Origin of the sequence: Micromonospora sp. LOL_025 (assembly GCF_048060285.1) — a bacterium.
Lineage (GTDB): Bacteria > Actinomycetota > Actinomycetes > Mycobacteriales > Micromonosporaceae > Micromonospora.
Genome location: NZ_JBHMIR010000002.1, coordinates 180,395 through 197,527, shown reverse-complemented (window position 1 = coordinate 197,527; position 17,133 = coordinate 180,395). Strand labels below are relative to the sequence as shown.

The following is a 17,133-nucleotide window of genomic DNA, read 5'->3' as shown; positions in this document are numbered from 1 at the left end:
GGGGAGCCACGTGGTGGGGTGTCAGGTGCGCCACGGAGGCCGGAGCGGGGTGCGGCGGTGACCGGGGCGACGGACTCGACTCCCGCGCCGGTGGTGGCCGGCGTGCCCGTGCTGAACGCGGCCAACGCGCTCACCGCGCTGCGGCTGGTCCTGGTGCCGGTCTTCGCGGCGTCCGTGGTCGCCTCGGCGATGAGCCACGCCGGCTGGCGGATGGTCGCCTGTCTGATCTTCGCCGTCGCCTCCGCGACCGACCTGGTCGACGGTTGGATCGCCCGCCGGTTCGCCCTGGTCACCTCGGTGGGCAAGGTCGCCGACCCGATCGCGGACAAGGCCCTCACCGGGGCGGCGCTGCTGCTGCTCTCCTGGTACGGCCAGCTGCCCTGGTGGGTGACCGCCGTGATCCTCGTCCGCGAGCTGGGCATCACCGCGCTGCGCTTCTGGGTGATCCGGCACGGCGTGATCGCGGCCAGCCGGGGCGGCAAGATCAAGACTGCGCTTCAGATCCTGGCCATCACCTGGTACCTGTGGCCGATGCCGGACGCGCTCGCCGCCGTCGGCCCGTGGATCATGGCCGCCGCGGTCGGCGTCACGGTGATCACCGGCTTCGACTACGTCGCCCAGGCCCTCCGGCTGCGCCGTCCCGCCGCCTGACCCGCCGCCCGTCCGTCGGGCCGGTCGGGAAGGATGAGTAGGGCCGGCGGGGCGGGGAAAGGATCCGGGACATGGACAGTGACGCTGACGGAGCGCGGCCGGTCGGGAGTCCGGCGGCCGGCGTGGTGCACAGCCTCTCGGAACGGCACGAGACCCTTGCCACCGTCGAGTCGCTGACGGGCGGCCTGCTGGCCGCCTCGATCGTGGAGATCGCCGGGGTGAGCGGGATCTACCGGGGTGGCCTGGTGGTCTACGCCACCGAGCTCAAGTCGCAGCTCGCCGGCGTGCCGGAGGATCTGCTGGCCGACCGGGGGCCGGTCGACCCGGACGTGGCGGTGGCCCTCGCGGAGGGTGGGCGGCGCCGCTGCGGTGCCGACTGGGGCCTCGCCACCACCGGGGTGGCCGGCCCGGAACCGCAGGACGGCAAGCCCGTCGGGCTGGTCTACGTCGCCGTGGCCGGGCCGTCCGGCACCCACGTCCGGCAGCTCGACCTGGACGGCGGTCGCGACCACATCCGCTCCGCCGTGGTCGTCGAGGCGCTGCGGCTGCTCGCCGCGCGGATCCACGAGACCGACGCGGCCGGGGCGGAGGAGGCCGACCCCCCGGCGGCCGGGGCCGACGACGGGCGGGCCGACGCGGCTGGCGCGGGGCGCCGTTGACGCCCTCCCCGCGATCCGAGGGACGGGGTGGGATGTCGTGGGGGCCGGCAACGGGTACGGTTGCGGGAAGGCTCCGACGACCGGTCCGGCTCGACGCGCCGGACGGGCCGCGTGGACGAGTGGTGTCCCTCAGGGGGAGGTGCGAATGGTCCTGCTACGCCGTGTGATCGGTGACGCACTGCGGGCGCGCCGGCAGGGGCAGCACCGCACCCTGCGCGAGGTCTCCTCCGCCGCCAACGTCAGCCTCGGCTACCTGTCCGAGATCGAGCGCGGTCAGAAGGAGCCCTCCAGCGAGCTGCTGGCCGCGATCTGCGACGCCCTCGGCGCACGCCTGTCCGAGCTGCTGCGTGAGGTCAGCGACACCGTCGCCCTCGCCGAGCAGATGCCCGGCGTGCTGGTGCCGGTGCAGGACGAGCCGACCGCGCCCGTCGCCGTGCGCAGGAGTTCGGGTCGGGGCGTCCACCAGGTCAGCTCCGACGGCACGGTCGCCGTCCAGGTCCGCCAGGACTCCCCGCTCAAGGCCACCCTGCGCAGCTCCCGCGTCCGGGGCAGCGAGCGCGACGTGGTCTGCGCCGCCTGATCCACCCCCTCTCGCGCCACGTGGTCGGCCTCGACGGCGCCGCGTACCCTTGATCGCGGACGGCGTCGGCGCTCGCTTCGCTCGCCGGTACGGATGCCCCGGTGGCGTCCGGCTGGGACGATGGAGCCACTGCCGCGCCGGAGCCGGCCGGGAGCACCCGGCGCGGTCGAGGCGGAGCGACGCTACTGAGGGGACAACGCAAAGATGGCGAACCCGTTCGTCAAGGGGTGGAAGTACCTGATGGCGCTCTTCGGCGCCAGGATCGACGAGCACGCCGATCCGAAGGTGCAGATCCAGCAGGCCATCGAGGAGGCCCAGCGCCAGCACCAGGCGCTGGTCCAGCAGGCCGCCGCCGTGATCGGCAACCAGCGGCAGCTGGAGATGAAGCTGTCCCGTCAGATGTCCGAGGTCGAGCGGTTGCAGGCCAACGCCCGGCAGGCCCTGGTCCTCGCCGACCAGGCCCGCGCCCGGGGCGACGAGGCCGAGGCCGGCCGCTACGAGCAGTCCGCACAGGTCCTGGCGACCCAGCTGGTCTCGGCCGAGCAGGCCACGGAAGACCTGAAGACCCTGCACGACCAGGCGCTCGCCGCCGCCGCCCAGGCCCGTCGGGCGGTCGAGAACAACTCGATGATCCTCCAGCAGAAGCTCGCCGAGCGCACCAAGCTGCTCAGCCAGCTGGAGCAGGCCAAGATGCAGGAGAGCGTGGCCCGGTCGCTGGAGTCGATGTCCTCCCTGACCGCTCCCGCCAACACCCCCTCGCTCGACGAGGTGCGCGACCGCATCGAGCAGCGGTACGCCACGGCGATGGGCCGCGCCGAGCTGGCCGGAAACTCCGTCGAGGGCCGCATGCTGGAGATCCAGAAGTCGACCCTCGACTCGGCCGGCTCGTCCCGCCTGGAGCAGATCCGGTCGAGCATGGCCGGCGAGCAGCTCGGCGGCAAGCAGGAACGACAGGGTGCGGAGCAGGCCCAGCCCGCCGCGCCGGCCGCCGACCCGGCGGCCGCCGCCCGGCTGAACGAGCTCCGGGCCAGCATGGGCCGGGAGCGCGGCACCGGAGACACCACCGCCGCCGGCTGAGCGGCCGGGGCGAGGAGGCAGAGGTGGCAGACGAGCGCACGCGGTACTTCCGGCGCCTGAGCCGGTTGCGGCGGTCCGCGCGCCGGTGGAGCGTCACGGCCGGCGGCCTGGGCGGCGCCGCCGCCGTGCTGACCCCGTACGCCGGGCTGGGGCTGCCCGACGCGGCCTGGGCTGCCGGTGCAGGCGGCGCGGTGGTGCTCGCCGCCTGGCGCTGGATCGACCTGCGGGCGCTGGCCGCCCGGCCGGCACCGCCGGCGCTCGACCCGGCCGAGGCCGCCGCGCGGTCCCGCGCGAGGCTGGTCGCCGCCGTGGAGCGGCTCCCCGTCGGCCCCGGCGTACTGGCCGAGGTCCGCCGGGTGCGCTCCCGGGTGGCGCTGCGCGGCACCAGCGCCGCCGAGCCGTGGGCCCGGCTGGACCGGGCCGCCCTGACCCTCGCCGGGATGACCAACCGGCTCACGGGGCTCGCCTCGCCGGCCGTGCTGGAGGCCGCCGAGGCCGACCGGTCGCTGCGGGACCTCGCCGACCGGGTGGCCAGCGTCGAGCGCACGCTGCGGCTCGCCCCGGCCGAGGCCCGGCCGCCGCTGGCCGAGGCGCACCGGGCCCTCACCGAGCAGCTTGAGCAGGGCGTCACCGCGTACGAGCGGCTCGTCGTGGCCGCCGCCGGCTACGTGGCCGGGGACGCTCACCCCGACACCGCCCACCCGGCCGCCTCCCGGCTCACCGAGGCGACCGACCTGCTGCACGGCGTCGCCACGGCCCTGACCGAGCTGCGCGGCGTCGGCGCCCCCCTCCGCACCCCCTGACGCCACCCCGCCCCGCCCGCCCCGCCTCACGACCGGATCGATCATGCAGTTGTGGTGCCGGCACGGCACCCGTTCGGGCGTTTCGCACCCCACCACAACTGCATGATCGGCGCGGCCCCGGTCACGGCGGCGTCGTTATCGGGATCGGGCCGGTGAACGGGGAGCTGCCGACGACGTTGAACGACCGGATCCGGTAGTGGTAGGTGACGCCGCGCGCCAGGCCGGTGTTGGTGAAGCCCCGGCCGGTGACGGTGAAGGTCGCCACCTCCCGGCCGAACGCCGGATCCAGCGCCCGTTGCACGATGAACCCCGCGCCCGGTGCGGCCGGGGTGCTCGCCGCCCAGGCGAGGATCACCGTCGCCGTGTCCGGCCCGGGTGCCGTCGCGGTGGCGGTCACCCCCGTGGGCGGGCCCGGCGCCGGCGGGGTGGTCGCCCGGGCCACCGTCGACCAGGCCGACGCGGCGCCGAGATAGGTGGTCCGCACCCGGTAGTAGTACGTGGTGTCCGGCGCGACGGCGGCGTCGAGATGGTTGTCGCCGACCCCGATCGCGGTGGTGCCCGGCCCGCTGCTGAACGTCGGGTTGGTGGCCCGCTGCACGTCGATCCCGGTGGCGAAGGAGCGGTTGGCCCAGCGCAGCGCGATCCGCAGCGGCGCGGCCGGCGGGATCGCCGCGGTCAGCCCGGCCGGCGCGGCGAGGTGCACCGAGGCCGGCACGCTGTTGGACCACGTGGAGCAGCTCACCGCGTTCTCCGCCCGGATCCGGTAGTGGTAGGTCACCCCGGGGGTGACCGTGGCGTCGGTGTGGCGGGTCGCCGTGGCCGCCACGGTGATCGCCGTGAGCCCCTCGGTGAAGGCGGCGTCGGTGGCCCGCTGGAGCAGGTGGCTGGTGGCCGGCGGGCGACTGCCGTTGCCCGTCCAGGTCAGCGCTATCGCGGGCAGCGCGGTGGCCGAGCCCGGGGCGGGCGTCGCGGTCAGCCCGGTCGGTGCCCGGGGCGACACCCGCAGCACCAGCGGCCGGATCATGCCCTGGTCCCGGTGGCCGCCGAGCTGGCTGTGCCAGTGGTACTCCCAACCGAGGTTGACGAGCTGGTTAACCACCACCGCGGGCCGGCCGTCCACCGGGCTGACCGGGGTCGAGTCGATCCGGGTGCCCGCCGGCCGGACCGGGTCGAGCAGCCGTACGCTGTCGCCGATCTTGAACGGCAGGGGCGGCGCGACCGGCCGCAGCGCGACGATCACGTCCTCGCGCGGGTTGACCCGGACGACCTGCTTCCAGCCCCGCTCCGCCGGGTGCGGCGGCCGGGTGGCGCCGTCCCAGCCGACCCGGCCGATCAGCTGCACGTCGCAGCCGGTGAACCTGACCGGTTGGGTCTGCCGGCTGTTGCCGCGGATGCGCCAGAGCTGGGTGCCGTCGGCGGGCCCGCCCACGGCGACGGCCGGGTCGCCGACGTGCAGCACCTCGGTGGCCGGGTCGGTCGGCCCGAGTGGCAGGACGCTGGGGGAGAGCGGCCCGGCGTGCGGGTGCCCGACGCCGAGCCGGCCGACGAGCCGCCCGTGGTCCGGCTCGAAGACCTGCTGCACCGCCTTGACCTCCAGCGGCAGGAGCACCGGGGCGGCGGCGCCGGCCGGGACGAAGCTGACCGTCGCGGCGTGCACCGGGACCACCGTGTCGCGCGCGGTCCGGGTGCCGAACGCCGCGTCGTACGCCGGCTGCGGCACGATCGGCGGGCGCTGGCTGGCCGCGTACGCGCCGGGCAGGTGCTCGCGCAGCCGCGCCAGGTCGTACGGCGGCGCCGGGGTGCCGGCGACCCGGAACTGGAGCAGGGTGCGGGTGTTCGGCCCGTACCCGGGGCGGGTCGGCGGCGCCCCGCCCTCGGCGCTGCGGTCCGGGGCGCCGGTGTGGTGGTCGGCGCGCGGGTCGAAGCCGGGCAGCGGGGCCGGGCAGTCGTTGTAGAGGATCAGCGTGCCGCCGGGCGGGACGGTGGAGAAGTCCACCAGCACGTCGGCGGCCTCCCCGGGGGCGAGCAGCAGCGCGTGCGCGTCGACGTTGAGCACGGTCGGGTCGCGCCGGTCGTACCGGTAGCCGACCGGCTGGTTCGGCACCACCACCGGCGCGGGCAGCAGGCCGCACTCGTTGCCGACCTGGATGAACTCCGGGCCGGCGGCGCGCGGGTCCGGGACCCCGCCCTCGCGCCCGTCCGTCGGCCAGCCGGCCGGCCGGTGCGGCGCGCGGACCGCCTCCACCATCGGCACCTCACCGGCGTCGGCGTCGGCCAGCCCGCCGGCCGGGTCCCACATCGGGCCGTCGGAGCGGGCCCGGTAGAGCTGGAGGTTCAGGCCGCGGTCCAGGCAGGCGTTGAGGATCTGGAACCGGTACGTCCTCGGCTCGACCTCCAGGTACGGGTACGCGGTCCCGTTGACCAGCACGGTGTCGCCGAACGCGTCCGGCACCGCCGAGGGGTGCGGGACGCCGGGCGCGAGCGGCGGCTCGTCGGGTTCGGCGACGGGGTCGTGGTACGGGTTCGGCACGGGATCCGCCCGGTGCGGCGTACCGCCGTGCTCCCGCTGCCCGGCGTCGTCGCCCGTACGCGACCACGGGTCGTAGTCCCACCGGCCGGTCGGGTTCGTCCCGTCGGCCCGGTGCGGGTTCTGTCGGGGCTGGTAGACGTGGGGGTGCCAGAGGCTGCCCCGGGAGCCCCAGCGGTCCCGGTCCCACGTCGGGTCCTCCCCGGCGAGCTGGGTGTCCTCCGGCACGAAGGTCTTGTCCTCGATCACCAGCGGCAGCCGGTCGGCGGGGAGCACCTCGTCGGCGACGAGCCGTTCCTCGGCCGGGTCGGTGAGCAGATAGAGCGCGAGCTGCCCGGAGTAGATGGTGAGCCGGGCCAGGCCGACGGTGTTGTCGTGGAACCAGCACAGCCGCCCGCTCTGCTCGTTCGGGTAGTAGAGCGTGGTGGCGCCCGCGCCGGGCGGCGGCATGTCGGGCACGTGGGTCAGGCCGGGCCCCGTCGGGTAGGGGGTGATCTCGCCGGCTGGCGAGATCCACTGCCAGGGGTTGCCGGCGCTGGTCCAGGCGGTGTGCGCGCCCGCCAGCCGCAGCACCGCCCGGTTCTGCGGGTAGGGTGCCGGGCCGTCGAGCGGGCCGGCCCCGGCACCGTCGACGGTCGGGTCGACCGGCAGGAAGAGCTCGCCGGAGCGGCCGGTGGGCAGCTGGTTGATGAACTTGACCCGGACCGGCCGCCCGCGCCGGGCCAGGATGAGCGGGCCGAGGTGCCAGGGACGCCCCGCCGGCACGACCGTGTTGTGCCCGTGGGCGTCCGTGCCGAGGTTGAGCTGCCGGTAGCCGCGCAGCCGGGTCGCCGGCAGGTCCCGGTGCAGCCGCTGCGCGTACTGCTCCAGGCCGATCTCGTAGTAGTCGCAGCCCGGGTAGCTGACGGTGTCCGGCACCGCCACCGGCAGGTGGGCGCCCAGCTCGGTGCGGCCGGGCGCGCCGGGGCGGGGCAGCGCGTCGACGAACTTGCGGATGCCGGTGCCGGGCACGAGGCCACCGTCGGCGTCGACGACCGGCAGCGGGCTGCGGGCGTGGTTCGGCACCGGACCGAAGTAGCGCGGGACGGCGGCCGGGTCGAGGCTGGCCGGCGCGACGACCGGCTCCGCGGCGCGTCGGGCCGCCGGGACGGGACCCGCCCCGGTCCCGTCGGCGTCGTCGTCGGCGCGGGCCGTCGCCCGCTCCGCCCACGGGATCCGGAGTCTGCGGAACAGCTCCATGGCTCTCCCCGGTGTCCGGGCGCGGCGGCCACCACGGCGGCGTGGCGGACGCGGTCGCGCGTCGCTGACGATGCGTGAGGAGTCAACCGCAGCATGCGACCTCGACGGCGACGTTAGGAAGTACCCAATCGTCCGTATCTGTGGCAAGGATGCGACTCGCCGCCGCGCCGACGGAGTGTCCCGCCCGACACGCCGGCCGGTGGCCGCGTGCCGGCCCGGCGGCGTCAGTCGGCGGGAGGCCCCGGCTGGCAGACCGGGCACCAGTAGGTGACCCGCTCGCCCAGCTCCTCCTTGCGGATCGCGGTGCCGCACCGACGGCAGGGCTGGGCGCGCCGGCCGTAGACGTAGCTGGTTTGCCCCCGGTGCAGCGATCCGGTGGTGCTCTGCGTCCAGCGGCCCCGGTTCGCCGCGAGCAGCTTCTGCGCCAGCGCGACGGTCCCGGCGAGGTCCGGCACCGCGCGCACCGGGGTCCACGGCGAGACGCCACGCAGGAAGAGCACCTCGCACTTGTAGAGGTTGCCGACGCCGGCCAGGTTGCGCTGGTCCAGCAGCGCCTCGGAGATGGTGACGTCCGGGTGGGCGGCCAACCGGCGTACCGCCTCCGCCGGATCCCAGTCCGCGCCGAGCAGGTCGGGGCCGAGGTGCCCGACGAGCGACTCCTCCTCGGCGGTCGGCACCAGCGCCAGCTCGTGCAGGTGGTAGCCGACGGCGACCGCCCGCGCGCTGCGCAGCACGACCCGGATCAGGTGCGCCGGCCGGGCCGTCCACCGTTCCCCCGGCGCGTACGCCCGCCAGGCGCCGTCCATCCGCAGGTGCGAGTGCAGCGTCCAGCGCGCCCCGCCGTCGTCGCCCGGTGCCGCGTCGCCGGCGGGACCGCCGCCCTCCGCCGGGGACGCGCCGCCCGGTGGCGTCGCGCCGACGGTTGGTCCGCTCGGGGCTTCGGGCGGTGGCGCGGCGTGCGGTGGGGCGGTGAGGCGCAGCAGCAGGTGCTTGCCCCGGCTGGCCGACTCCCGCACCGTCCAGCCGGCGAGATCGGTCGCGGCGAGCTGCGGCACCCGGAAGTCGCTGCCGGTCAGGCGCGCGCCGGCCAGGGCGCGGTGCAGCACGCGGGCGGTGTTCCAGACGGTGTCGCCTTCGGGCACCCGTCCATCCTCCCTCGTCCGAGCCGAATTCGCATGTGTCGCTATTTGTATGGAGGTTCCTGTCGATCTACCGACAAGGGCACGATCAGGGAGTTCTGAGGAGAATGCCCATGATTCTGCCCCACCGTCGCGCCCGTGCCGCCGCCCTGACCGTCATCCTCGCCCTCGCCCTCGTACCCTCCCCGGGCCCCGCGCTCGCCGCCGCCGAAGGCGAACGGTGGAGCACCGACCTGTCCCGGATCGACGCCGACGACGTCAACGTCCGGCACACCCGCGCCGGGCTCCGCCTGGCCGACCCCCGTCCCGCGCCCGGCCGCGCGCCCCGCAGCGCCGCCGCCGAGGGGACCTTCCTCGCGCCGCCGCGCACCCTGGCCCGGCCCGCCACCCGGATCCGCGCCGCCGTCGACGCCCGCACCGCCGCCGGCGGCACCGCCGAGGCCCAGGTGCGGGGCTGGCGGGCGGCGGGCTGGACCGAGTGGCGCGAGGCCACCGGCGGGGCGGTCTTCGACCGGCCGGTCACCCGCGTGCAGGCCCGGGTGGTGCTCACCGCGAGCCGACCGGGCGCCACCGCCGAGGTGCGTGCCGTGCGACTCACCGCCGACACCGCCGGCGCCGTCGCCGCCGCCACGCCCGGCCGCACCTACCGGGTGTACGCGACCCGGATCGGGTTGGTCGGCGAGGTGACCGCCAACGGGCACACGATCGTGGCCCGGGACCACTTCGTCGCGCTGCCCTCCCGGCGCGGCCTGGCCCCGGCGAACACCGGCGACTACACCGTCCGGGTCTGCACCACCACGGGCAGCCGCTGCGAGTACGCCCCGGTCTGGGACGTGGGCCCGTGGAACACCCGGGACGACTACTGGAACCTCAGCGCCGTCCGCGAGAACTGGAAGGACCTCCCGCAGGGCCGGCCGCAGGCGCAGGCGGCCTACCAGTACGGCTACAACGGCGGGCGGGACCAGTTCGGGCGGGTGGTGTTGAACCCGGCCGGCGTCGACCTCGCCGACGGCACCTTCTGGGACGGGTTGCAGCTCACCACCAACGCCTGGGTGGACGTGGCGTACCTGTGGACCGGCAGCGGCCCGCGCGGCGTGGTCGGCGACGGCCCGCTCAACATCCGCGCCGGCGCCGGCACGGGGTACGCGGTGCGCGGCCTGGCCGCCCGGTACGCCAACGTGCCGATCGAGTGCTACGTGACCGGGCAGACCGTCACCGGCCCGTACCGGACCACCAACCGGTGGAACCGCCTGGCCGGCGGCCAGTACGTCAGCCACGCGTACGTCTCGGCGGTCTACGGCGGCACGGTGCCGCTCTGCTGACCACACCCGCGTACGCCCGCCGGGCCGGCCGGGCGCCTCTGGTCCGGCCGGCGACCGGCCCCGGCGGGCGGGCCGGAGCGCCGGTCCGGCCCCGGCCACCGTGGCGCTCCGCGGCCCGGGGCCGGGGCTCAGCCGGCCGCGATCCGCAGCAGGTCGCCCGGCACCACCGCCAGCAGGTCCGCCGCCCGGCCGCCGTTGACCGCCACGGCGACCCGGCCGGCGGAGTCGGCGTGCACCACCAGCCCGCCCGCTGCGGCGTCGCCGAAGGTGCGCCCGTGCACGGCCTCCCGGCCGGGCCCCGGGCCGCCGCCCGGGCGCACCCGGACCCGGGCCGGCAGCGGCGCCAGCAGGTCGGCCGGCGCGGCCAGCTGGACGTTGCCGAAGTGGTCGACGGTCAGCGCCTCGGCCGTGAAGCCGTCCGCCTCCCGGCGGAGCACCGGCGCCGGTAGCCGGACCAGGGACTCCGGGTCGACCGCCGGGCCGACCCGGGCCAGCGGTGCGCCGAGCGCCAGCCGCGCGGCGACCGGCGCGAAGACGTCCCGGCCGTGGAACGTGCGGGACACCTCGGGCGCGAGCCACTCCGGATCGGTCAGCTCGACGGCAGCGGTCACCCCGCCCAGCGCCTCGGCGGCCTCCACCAGCAGGCCGTTGTCCGGCCCCACCAGCAGCCCCCGGGGCGTGGCCAGCGCGACGCCCCGCCGGGTCGTGCCCACGCCCGGGTCGACGACGGCCACGTGCACCCCCTCGGGCAGGTGCGGCACGGCCTGCGCGAGCACCGCCGCGCCCCGTCGTACGTCGGCCGGCGGGACGAGGTGCGTCACGTCGACGACCCGGGCCTCCGGCGCCAGCCGCGCGATCATCCCGTGGCAGGCGGCGACGAATCCGTCGGCGAGCCCGTAGTCGGTGGTCAGCGAGATCCACGGGGCGCGGGCCGGGCCGGCGACGACCTGTCGACCGTCGACCAGCCGGCCGGTGGATACCCGTCCCTCGGTGCCGGGCCGCGCCAGGGCGGCTGCATCGGCGGTGCGGGGCCGGGCCAGGGCCGCCGCGTCGGCGGTGAGGGCAAGCTCCAGGACCAGTTCGTCGTGCAGCGGGATGCCGTTCTCGCCGACCAGCGGAATGCCCGGCTTGAGCCGGCGCGCCCGGTCCACCGCGCCCCGGTCCACGCGCACCAGCCGCAGCCCGCGCCGCTGGTAGAACCGCAACGCCCGCAGGTTGTCGTTCGTGGTGACGAGCCAGAGCCGGGACCGGCCCCCGGCCCGGGCCACCTCCGCGGCCGCCGCCAGCAGGGCCGTGCCGACGCCGCCGCCGGGCGTCGCGGCCACCACGCTGACCACCTCCAGCCCGTCGGCGTCGTCGTGGTGGGCGAGCGCCCCGACGACCGCCCCGGCCGCGTCGGCCGCCACCAGCGTGGGCAGCGTACGCAGGTCGTACCGGGTGTCGTGGGCGACGACGTACGGCCCACCCCACTCGCGTTCGTGCAGCGCGTCGACGGCTGGGCGGTCCCCGGCGCGCGCCGGCCGGACGGTCACCGCGTTCGCCCCGTTCGTTCCGGTCATCCCCGGCTCCCCTCGTCGACCGGTCGGGATCGTACCGGCGTCGGCCGACCGCCCTGGTCGACCGGGGCGGGGTGGCAGAAATGGGACAGCGGCACTGACCGACCGGCCACTGCCGGGACGGGACCCGGTTGGGCAGACTGCCAGGGGTGACCAACCGGAGCCTGCCCGCCGTCGCGGTGCTCGTGATCGCCGCCGCCCTCACCGCCGCCTGCGGCGACGACGCGGAGGACCGGCGCGCCGCGCCCCCGGCCGCCACGGCGTCGACCCCGGCCGACGTGCCTTCCTCGGGCCCGACCGGCGCGCCGGAAGCCTCGGTGACGCCGACCGCCCCGCCGACCGCGAAGTCGACGGGGCCGGGACCGGCGGGTCCGAGCGCCGGCGGGCCGACCCAGCGTCGTTCCGCCAGCCCGCCGCCGGTGAAGCTGCCGGTCCGGCCGACCGGGACGCCCGGCGCGCGGCAGGTCGTCGACGCGTTCAAGGCCGCCGGGCTGAAGGTGCCCAACCCCCGGGACCGGTCGGTCGAGTGCGGCCCGGACGGGCTCGGCCTGGGCTGCTCCGAGCTGGTCGCGACCGACGCCGTCACGGTCTACGTCTTCCCCGACGAGACCAGCGCCAGCGACATCGCCGAGACGTGGGGCGGCCAGTCGTTCCGGCGCGGCGCGGTGGTGCTCAACTACCTGGAGGCGAAGACCCCCGCGGCCGACCGCGCCAGGTACGAGAAGATCCTCACCAGCCTGCGCTGACCGTCCGGGCTGGATCCCCGCTCCGACCCGCCAACCGCCCGCGTCGGCGGCTTGCCCGGGACCGTGGTGGGTCGGGCCGGACGCGCCGGTGCGGCTCAGCCGCGCAGCCGCAGGCCGCGCGGGGTGGCCCGGAAACCGGCGGCGGTGAGGGCGTCGCGCAGCGGCGAGGAGCGCACCGCCTCGCCGTCGGCCCGCTCCACCGACATCGCGCCCAACGCGCCGGAGTGGACCGCGTCGGCGAGCGCCTTCCCGGCCGCCGTCAGCAGATCGGCGTCGTCGGTGAAGGAGAGGATCGTCCGCCCGCCGCGTTCGACGTAGAGCACCAGCTCGCCGGCGACGAGCACCACCACGGCGCCGGCCTTGCGCCCCGCCCGGTGCCCGGTCGCCGGGGCCGCCCCGTCGCCCGAGTCGACCACCCGCTCCGGCCAGGACAGCGCCGCACCGTACGGGTTGGCGGGATCCGTCGCGGCGAGCACCAGGGTGGGCCCGCCACGCCCCCGCCCGCCGTCGGCCGGGTCGGCCAGCGCCCGGATCCGGTCGACCGCCCCCGGCACCGCGAACTGCGCCGCGCCCAGTCCCTCGACGAAGTAGCCCCGCCGGGCCGCGCCACGCTCCTCCAGCGCGGAGAGCACCGGATAGACCGCGGCGAAGCCGCCGGCCACCTGCTCGGCCAGCACCGCGCCCCGGGTCACCACGCCGTGCCGTTCGAGCAGCACGTCGGCCAGGGCCGCGGCGCGGCGGGTCGGGTCGGTGTCGCGCTTTGGCAGGCGGGACCAGCGGCCGGCGACGGTCGGCGGGCCGCCGCGCGTCGGCAGCGCCATCCGCCCGGGGCGCCGGTAACGCGTGCGCGGCGCGGTGGCCCGGGACCGGTGCGCCCCGCCGCCGCCGAGCGCCGCGCGCAACGGCGCCAGGGTGTCGTTGGTGAGGTGACCGGCCCACACCAGGTCCCAGACGGCGGCGCTCAGCGCGGCGTCGTCGGTCGAGCCGACCCGGTCGGACAGCGACCGGAAGAACAGCGCCTGCCCGTCGCCGAGCGCGTCGAGGACCGCGTCGTGCAGCGGGGTGCGGGTGAGCGCCTCGTCGGGCGGGGGAAGCAGCAGCGGCGCGACATCCGCGTAGGCGAGGGTGACCCAGCCGTCCCCGCCGGAGATGGCCCCGGCGCCGGCCCAGAGCACCTCGCCGCTGGCGCAGAGCTCGTCGAGCTGGGCGGGGGAGTAGTCGGCGACCCGGCCGGGCAGCACCAGCCGTTCCAGCGCCGACGCCGGCACCGCCGCCCCCTGCAACTGCTCCACGGCGGCGGCCAGCGCCTCCATCCCCCGCGCGGACGAGCCGACCTGCTGCCAACGGGGCAGGAACGCGGCCAGCGCTCGCGGCGGCACCGGCTCGATCTCCCGGCGCAGCGCGGCCAGGGACCGGCGGCGCAGCAGCCGCAGCACCTCCGCGTCGCACCACTGGCTGCCGGCCGTGTCGGGGGTGAACTCGCCGGCGACCACCCGACCGGTGGCGGCGAGCCGGCGCAGCGTCTGCTCGACCACGAAGACGCCGAGCCCGAAGCGGGCCGCGCAGGTGGCGGCGGCGAACGGCCCGTGCGTACGCGCGTAGCGGGCGACCAGGTCGCCGAGCGGATCGGCCACCGGGGCGAGGTACGCCTCGGCCACCCCGACCGGCAGGGCCACGCCGAGGGCGTCGCGCAGCCGGCCCGCGTCCTCGACGCCCACCCAGCGCTCCTCGCCGGCCACGCGTACCCGCAGCACCCGGCGGGCCGCCGCCAGCTCGGTCAGCCAGCCGGGGGAGGCGCCCCGCTCGGCCAGCTCCGCCTCGGAGAGGTCGCCGAGCACGCGGAGCAGCTCGACCACGTCCTCCGCGTCGCGCGGGCGGCGCTGCTCGGTCAGCCAGCGCAGCTGCCGCTCGGTCTCGGCCAGCACCGTCGGATCGAGCAGCTCCCGCAGGTCGACCCGGCCGAGCAGCTCGCCGAGCAGGGTCGAGTCCAGCGCCAGCGCGGCGGCCCGGCGCTCGGCCAGCGGCGCGTCGCCCTCGTAGAGGAAGGCACCGACATAGCCGAAGAGCAGCGACCGGGCGAACGGCGACGGTTGGGCGGTCTCCACCTCGACCAGGCGCACCTTGCGGGCGGCCAGGTCGCGCATCAGCTGGGCCAGCGCGGGCTGGTCGAAGACGTCCTGGAGGCACTCCCGGGCGGCCTCCAGGGTGACCGGGAAGTCGGCGTACTCGCGGGCGACGTCGAGCAGTTGGGCGGCGCGTTGCCGCTGCTGCCACAGCGGCTGGCGGCGGCGCGGGTCGCGCCGGGGCAGCAGCAGCGACCGGGCGGCGCACTCGCGGAACCGGGACGCGAAGAGCGCGGACGTGCCCACCGACTCCTCGACGAGCTGGGCGATCTCCTCCGGCTCGAAGACCACCACGTCGGCGCCGGGTGGCTCGTCCGCCGTGTCCGGCAGGCGGACCACGATGCCGTCGTCGGAGGGCATCACCTGGGCGTCGACGCCGTAGCGCTCGGCGAGCCGGCGGCCGATGGCCAGCGCCCACGGCCCGTTGACCCGGGCGCCGAGCACGCTGTGCACGGCCAGCCGCCAGTCGCCCAGCTCGTCGCGGAACCGTTCGACCACGACGGTGCGGTCGTCGGGCAGGGACCGGGTGGCGGCGCGCTGCTCGCGCAGGTAGGCCATCAGGTTGCCGGCGGCCCAGTCGTCCAGGCCGCCGGCCCGCAGCGCGGCGACCGCCGTCTCGTCGTCCTGCCGCAGCAGGGCCCGCACCCGGGCGCCGATGGCCCGGCCCAGCTCGACGGGCCGGCCGAGCTGGTCGCCCTTCCAGAACGGCATCTTCGCCGCCTGCCCCGGGGCCGGGGAGACCAGCACCCGGTCGGGGGTGATCTCCTCGATCCGCCAGGACGACGAGCCGAGCAGGAAGACGTCGCCGACCCGGGACTCGTAGACCATCTCCTCGTCCAGCTCGCCGACCCGGGCGGCCCGCTCGGCCCCGGCCAGGAAGACCCCGAACAGGCCCCGGTCGGGGATCGTGCCGCCGCTGGTCACCGCGAGCCGCTGCGCGCCGGGCCGGCCGGTCAGCGTGTCGGTGGCGCGGTCCCAGACCAGCCGGGGCCGCAGCTCGGCGAACGCGGTGGACGGGTAGCGGCCGGAGAGCATGTCGAGCACGGCGTGCAGCGCCGAGTCGGGCAGCTCGGCGAAGGGCGCCGCCCGGCGTACCAGCACGGCCAGGTCACCGACGCGCCACGGCTCCAGCGCCACCATGGCGACGATCTGCTGGGCCAGCACGTCGAGCGGGTTGCGCGGGTGGTGCAGCTCCTCGATGGCGCCGACGGCCATCCGCTCGGCCACCACGGTGCACGACAGCAGGTCACCCCGGTGCTTCGGGAAGACCACCCCGCGGGAGACCGCGCCGACCTGGTGCCCGGCCCGACCCACCCGTTGCAGGCCGGCGGCCACGCTGGGCGGCGCCTCGATCTGCACCACCAGGTCGACGGCGCCCATGTCGATGCCCAGCTCCAGGCTGGAGGTGGCCACCACGGCGGGCAGCTGGCCGGACTTGAGCGCCTCCTCGATGTGCTTGCGCTCCTCCCGGGAGACGCTGCCGTGGTGGGCGCGGGCGATCACCGCCGGCGCGCCGGCCGCCGCGCCGGCCTGCGCCATCAGCTCCGCCGGCGTGCGGCCGACGCGCACCGGCCCTTCGGGGCCGCCCCACTCCTCCGGGCCGTGCGCCGACGGCGTGGACCCGCCGGCCAGTTGCTCGCCGGCCAGCTCGTTGAGCCGGGCGCAGAGGCGCTCGGCGGAACGCCGGGAGTTGGTGAAGACGATGGTCGAGCGGTGCGCCCTGACCAGCGAGAAGACGCGTTCCTCCACCGCCGGCCAGATGGACGCCCGGCGTGCGCCGAGGCCGCCGAGGTCGTCCTCCGGCGGCTCCTGCTCGTCGAGGCGGGTCATGTCCTCCACCGGCACCTGGACGCTGACCTCGATCGTCTTGGCGCTGGGGGGCGCGACCACGTCGACGGGGCGGGCGCCGCCGAGGAAACGGGCGCACGCGTCGACGGGCCGGACGGTGGCGGAGAGGCCGATCCGCTGTGCCGGGGCCGGCAGCAGCTCGTCGAGGCGTTCCAGGGAGAGCGCGAGATGGGCGCCGCGTTTGGTGCCGGCGACCGCGTGCACCTCGTCGACGATCACCGTCTCGACTCCGCGCAGGGAGTCGCGGGCGGCGGAGGTGAGCAGCAGGAACAGCGACTCGGGTGTGGTGATGAGGATGTCCGGCGGGGTGCGGGCGAAGGCCCGCCGCTCGTCGGCGGGGGTGTCGCCGGTGCGCATCCCCACGGTGATCTCCGGCGGGGCGACGCCGAGCCGGGTGGCGGCCTGCCGGATGCCCGTGAGGGGGGTGCGCAGGTTGCGTTCGACGTCGACCGCGAGCGCCTTGAGCGGGCTGACGTAGAGCACCCGGCACCGCTGCCGGGGGTCGGCGGGTGCGGGCTCGCGGGCGAGCCGGTCGAGCGACCAGAGGAACGCGGCCAGCGTCTTGCCCGAGCCGGTGGGGGCCACCACCAGCGCGCTGCGCCCTGCGGAGACGGAATTCCAGGCGCCGGTCTGGGCGGCGGTGGGTGCGGCGAAGGCGGCGCCGAACCACTCCCGGGTGGCCGCGCCGAAACCCGCCATCGCATCCGTCACGCCTTCCATCCTGCCCCGGCGGTGTGACATCCAGGCTCTCGGCGGGGGGCCATTGCCCCGCTCCGGCTCATACGCGATGTTTGCGCGTTCAATCCGTTAAGTCTTACTTAACTGCTTGCTTGTGCCCCACAACATAAAGTAACTTCACCCGG

11 protein-coding genes and 1 pseudogene are annotated in these 17,133 nt (G+C 76.6%); 7 read left to right on the top strand and 5 right to left on the bottom strand.

The window, feature by feature from the left end; all coding sequences use genetic code 11:
• Positions 1–57 precede the first annotated feature (57 nt).
• The 5 genes from pgsA (at position 58) to pspM (ending at position 3,770) form a co-directional block, all read left to right on the top strand.
• Complete coding sequence (pgsA, locus tag ACFHW0_RS03615; RefSeq protein ID WP_416605445.1) at positions 58–651, top strand: CDP-diacylglycerol--glycerol-3-phosphate 3-phosphatidyltransferase; 594 nt, start codon at positions 58–60, stop codon at positions 649–651.
• A gap of 71 nt (positions 652–722) precedes the next feature.
• A complete protein-coding gene (locus tag ACFHW0_RS03610; RefSeq protein WP_416605444.1) occupies positions 723–1,310 on the top strand; it encodes a CinA family protein in 588 nt (195 codons plus the stop codon).
• Between the two features lie 145 nt (positions 1,311–1,455).
• The gene (locus ACFHW0_RS03605) at positions 1,456–1,890 is read left to right on the top strand and encodes a helix-turn-helix domain-containing protein (protein WP_416605442.1); all 435 of its coding nucleotides are present in this window, start codon (positions 1,456–1,458) and stop codon (positions 1,888–1,890) included.
• A gap of 204 nt (positions 1,891–2,094) precedes the next feature.
• The gene (locus tag ACFHW0_RS03600) at positions 2,095–2,967 is read left to right on the top strand and encodes a PspA/IM30 family protein (RefSeq protein WP_366638498.1); all 873 of its coding nucleotides are present in this window, start codon (positions 2,095–2,097) and stop codon (positions 2,965–2,967) included.
• 23 nt (positions 2,968–2,990) lie between these two features.
• Complete coding sequence (gene pspM / locus ACFHW0_RS03595; RefSeq protein ID WP_416605440.1) at positions 2,991–3,770, top strand: phage shock envelope stress response protein PspM; 780 nt, start codon at positions 2,991–2,993, stop codon at positions 3,768–3,770.
• A 121-nt stretch (positions 3,771–3,891) separates the two neighbouring features.
• Here pspM and ACFHW0_RS03590 read toward each other — a convergent pair whose 3' ends face one another.
• Positions 3,892–7,536, bottom strand: a complete 3,645-nt coding sequence (locus ACFHW0_RS03590; protein WP_416605438.1) for a hypothetical protein — start codon at positions 7,534–7,536, stop codon at positions 3,892–3,894.
• 224 nt (positions 7,537–7,760) lie between these two features.
• Positions 7,761–8,678 carry a zinc finger domain-containing protein gene (locus ACFHW0_RS03585; RefSeq protein WP_416605436.1) on the bottom strand — a complete coding sequence of 306 codons (918 nt, stop codon included), beginning with the start codon at positions 8,676–8,678 and terminating at the stop codon, positions 7,761–7,763.
• A 110-nt stretch (positions 8,679–8,788) separates the two neighbouring features.
• Here ACFHW0_RS03585 and ACFHW0_RS03580 point away from each other — a divergent pair, with 110 nt between their 5' ends.
• Positions 8,789–9,997 (top strand): hypothetical protein, encoded by a 1,209-nt coding sequence (locus ACFHW0_RS03580; protein ID WP_416605435.1) that lies wholly within the window; start codon positions 8,789–8,791, stop codon positions 9,995–9,997.
• 128 nt (positions 9,998–10,125) lie between these two features.
• On the opposite strand, the gene ACFHW0_RS03575 is transcribed toward ACFHW0_RS03580, so the two are convergent.
• Positions 10,126–10,962: an SAM hydrolase/SAM-dependent halogenase family protein gene (locus ACFHW0_RS03575; protein WP_416605731.1), complete on the bottom strand. Its 837-nt coding sequence runs from the start codon at positions 10,960–10,962 to the stop codon at positions 10,126–10,128.
• Between the two features lie 228 nt (positions 10,963–11,190).
• Positions 11,191–11,556: pseudogene (locus ACFHW0_RS03570) on the bottom strand (GNAT family N-acetyltransferase); the annotation flags it as partial.
• A gap of 146 nt (positions 11,557–11,702) precedes the next feature.
• Here ACFHW0_RS03570 and ACFHW0_RS03565 point away from each other — a divergent pair.
• Positions 11,703–12,299 carry a hypothetical protein gene (locus ACFHW0_RS03565; RefSeq protein ID WP_416605434.1) on the top strand — a complete coding sequence of 199 codons (597 nt, stop codon included), beginning with the start codon at positions 11,703–11,705 and terminating at the stop codon, positions 12,297–12,299.
• A gap of 95 nt (positions 12,300–12,394) precedes the next feature.
• Here the strand turns inward: ACFHW0_RS03565 and ACFHW0_RS03560 are convergent, their stop codons facing one another.
• A complete protein-coding gene (locus ACFHW0_RS03560) occupies positions 12,395–16,990 on the bottom strand; it encodes an ATP-dependent helicase (RefSeq protein ID WP_416605432.1) in 4,596 nt (1,531 codons plus the stop codon).
• Positions 16,991–17,133 lie beyond the last annotated feature (143 nt).

What these genes read in the sequence shown, in the direction of transcription:
- ACFHW0_RS03580 (WP_416605435.1), top strand. Translation starts at nt 8,789, where the DNA reads ATGATTCTGCCCCACCGTCGCGCCCGTGCCGCCGCCCTGACCGTCATC.
- ACFHW0_RS03600 (WP_366638498.1), top strand. Translation starts at nt 2,095, where the DNA reads ATGGCGAACCCGTTCGTCAAGGGGTGGAAGTACCTGATGGCGCTCTTC.
- ACFHW0_RS03605 (WP_416605442.1), top strand. Translation starts at nt 1,456, where the DNA reads ATGGTCCTGCTACGCCGTGTGATCGGTGACGCACTGCGGGCGCGCCGG.
- ACFHW0_RS03560 (WP_416605432.1), bottom strand. Translation starts at nt 16,990, where the DNA reads ATGGAAGGCGTGACGGATGCGATGGCGGGTTTCGGCGCGGCCACCCGG.
- ACFHW0_RS03590 (WP_416605438.1), bottom strand. Translation starts at nt 7,536, where the DNA reads ATGGAGCTGTTCCGCAGACTCCGGATCCCGTGGGCGGAGCGGGCGACG.
- ACFHW0_RS03610 (WP_416605444.1), top strand. Translation starts at nt 723, where the DNA reads ATGGACAGTGACGCTGACGGAGCGCGGCCGGTCGGGAGTCCGGCGGCC.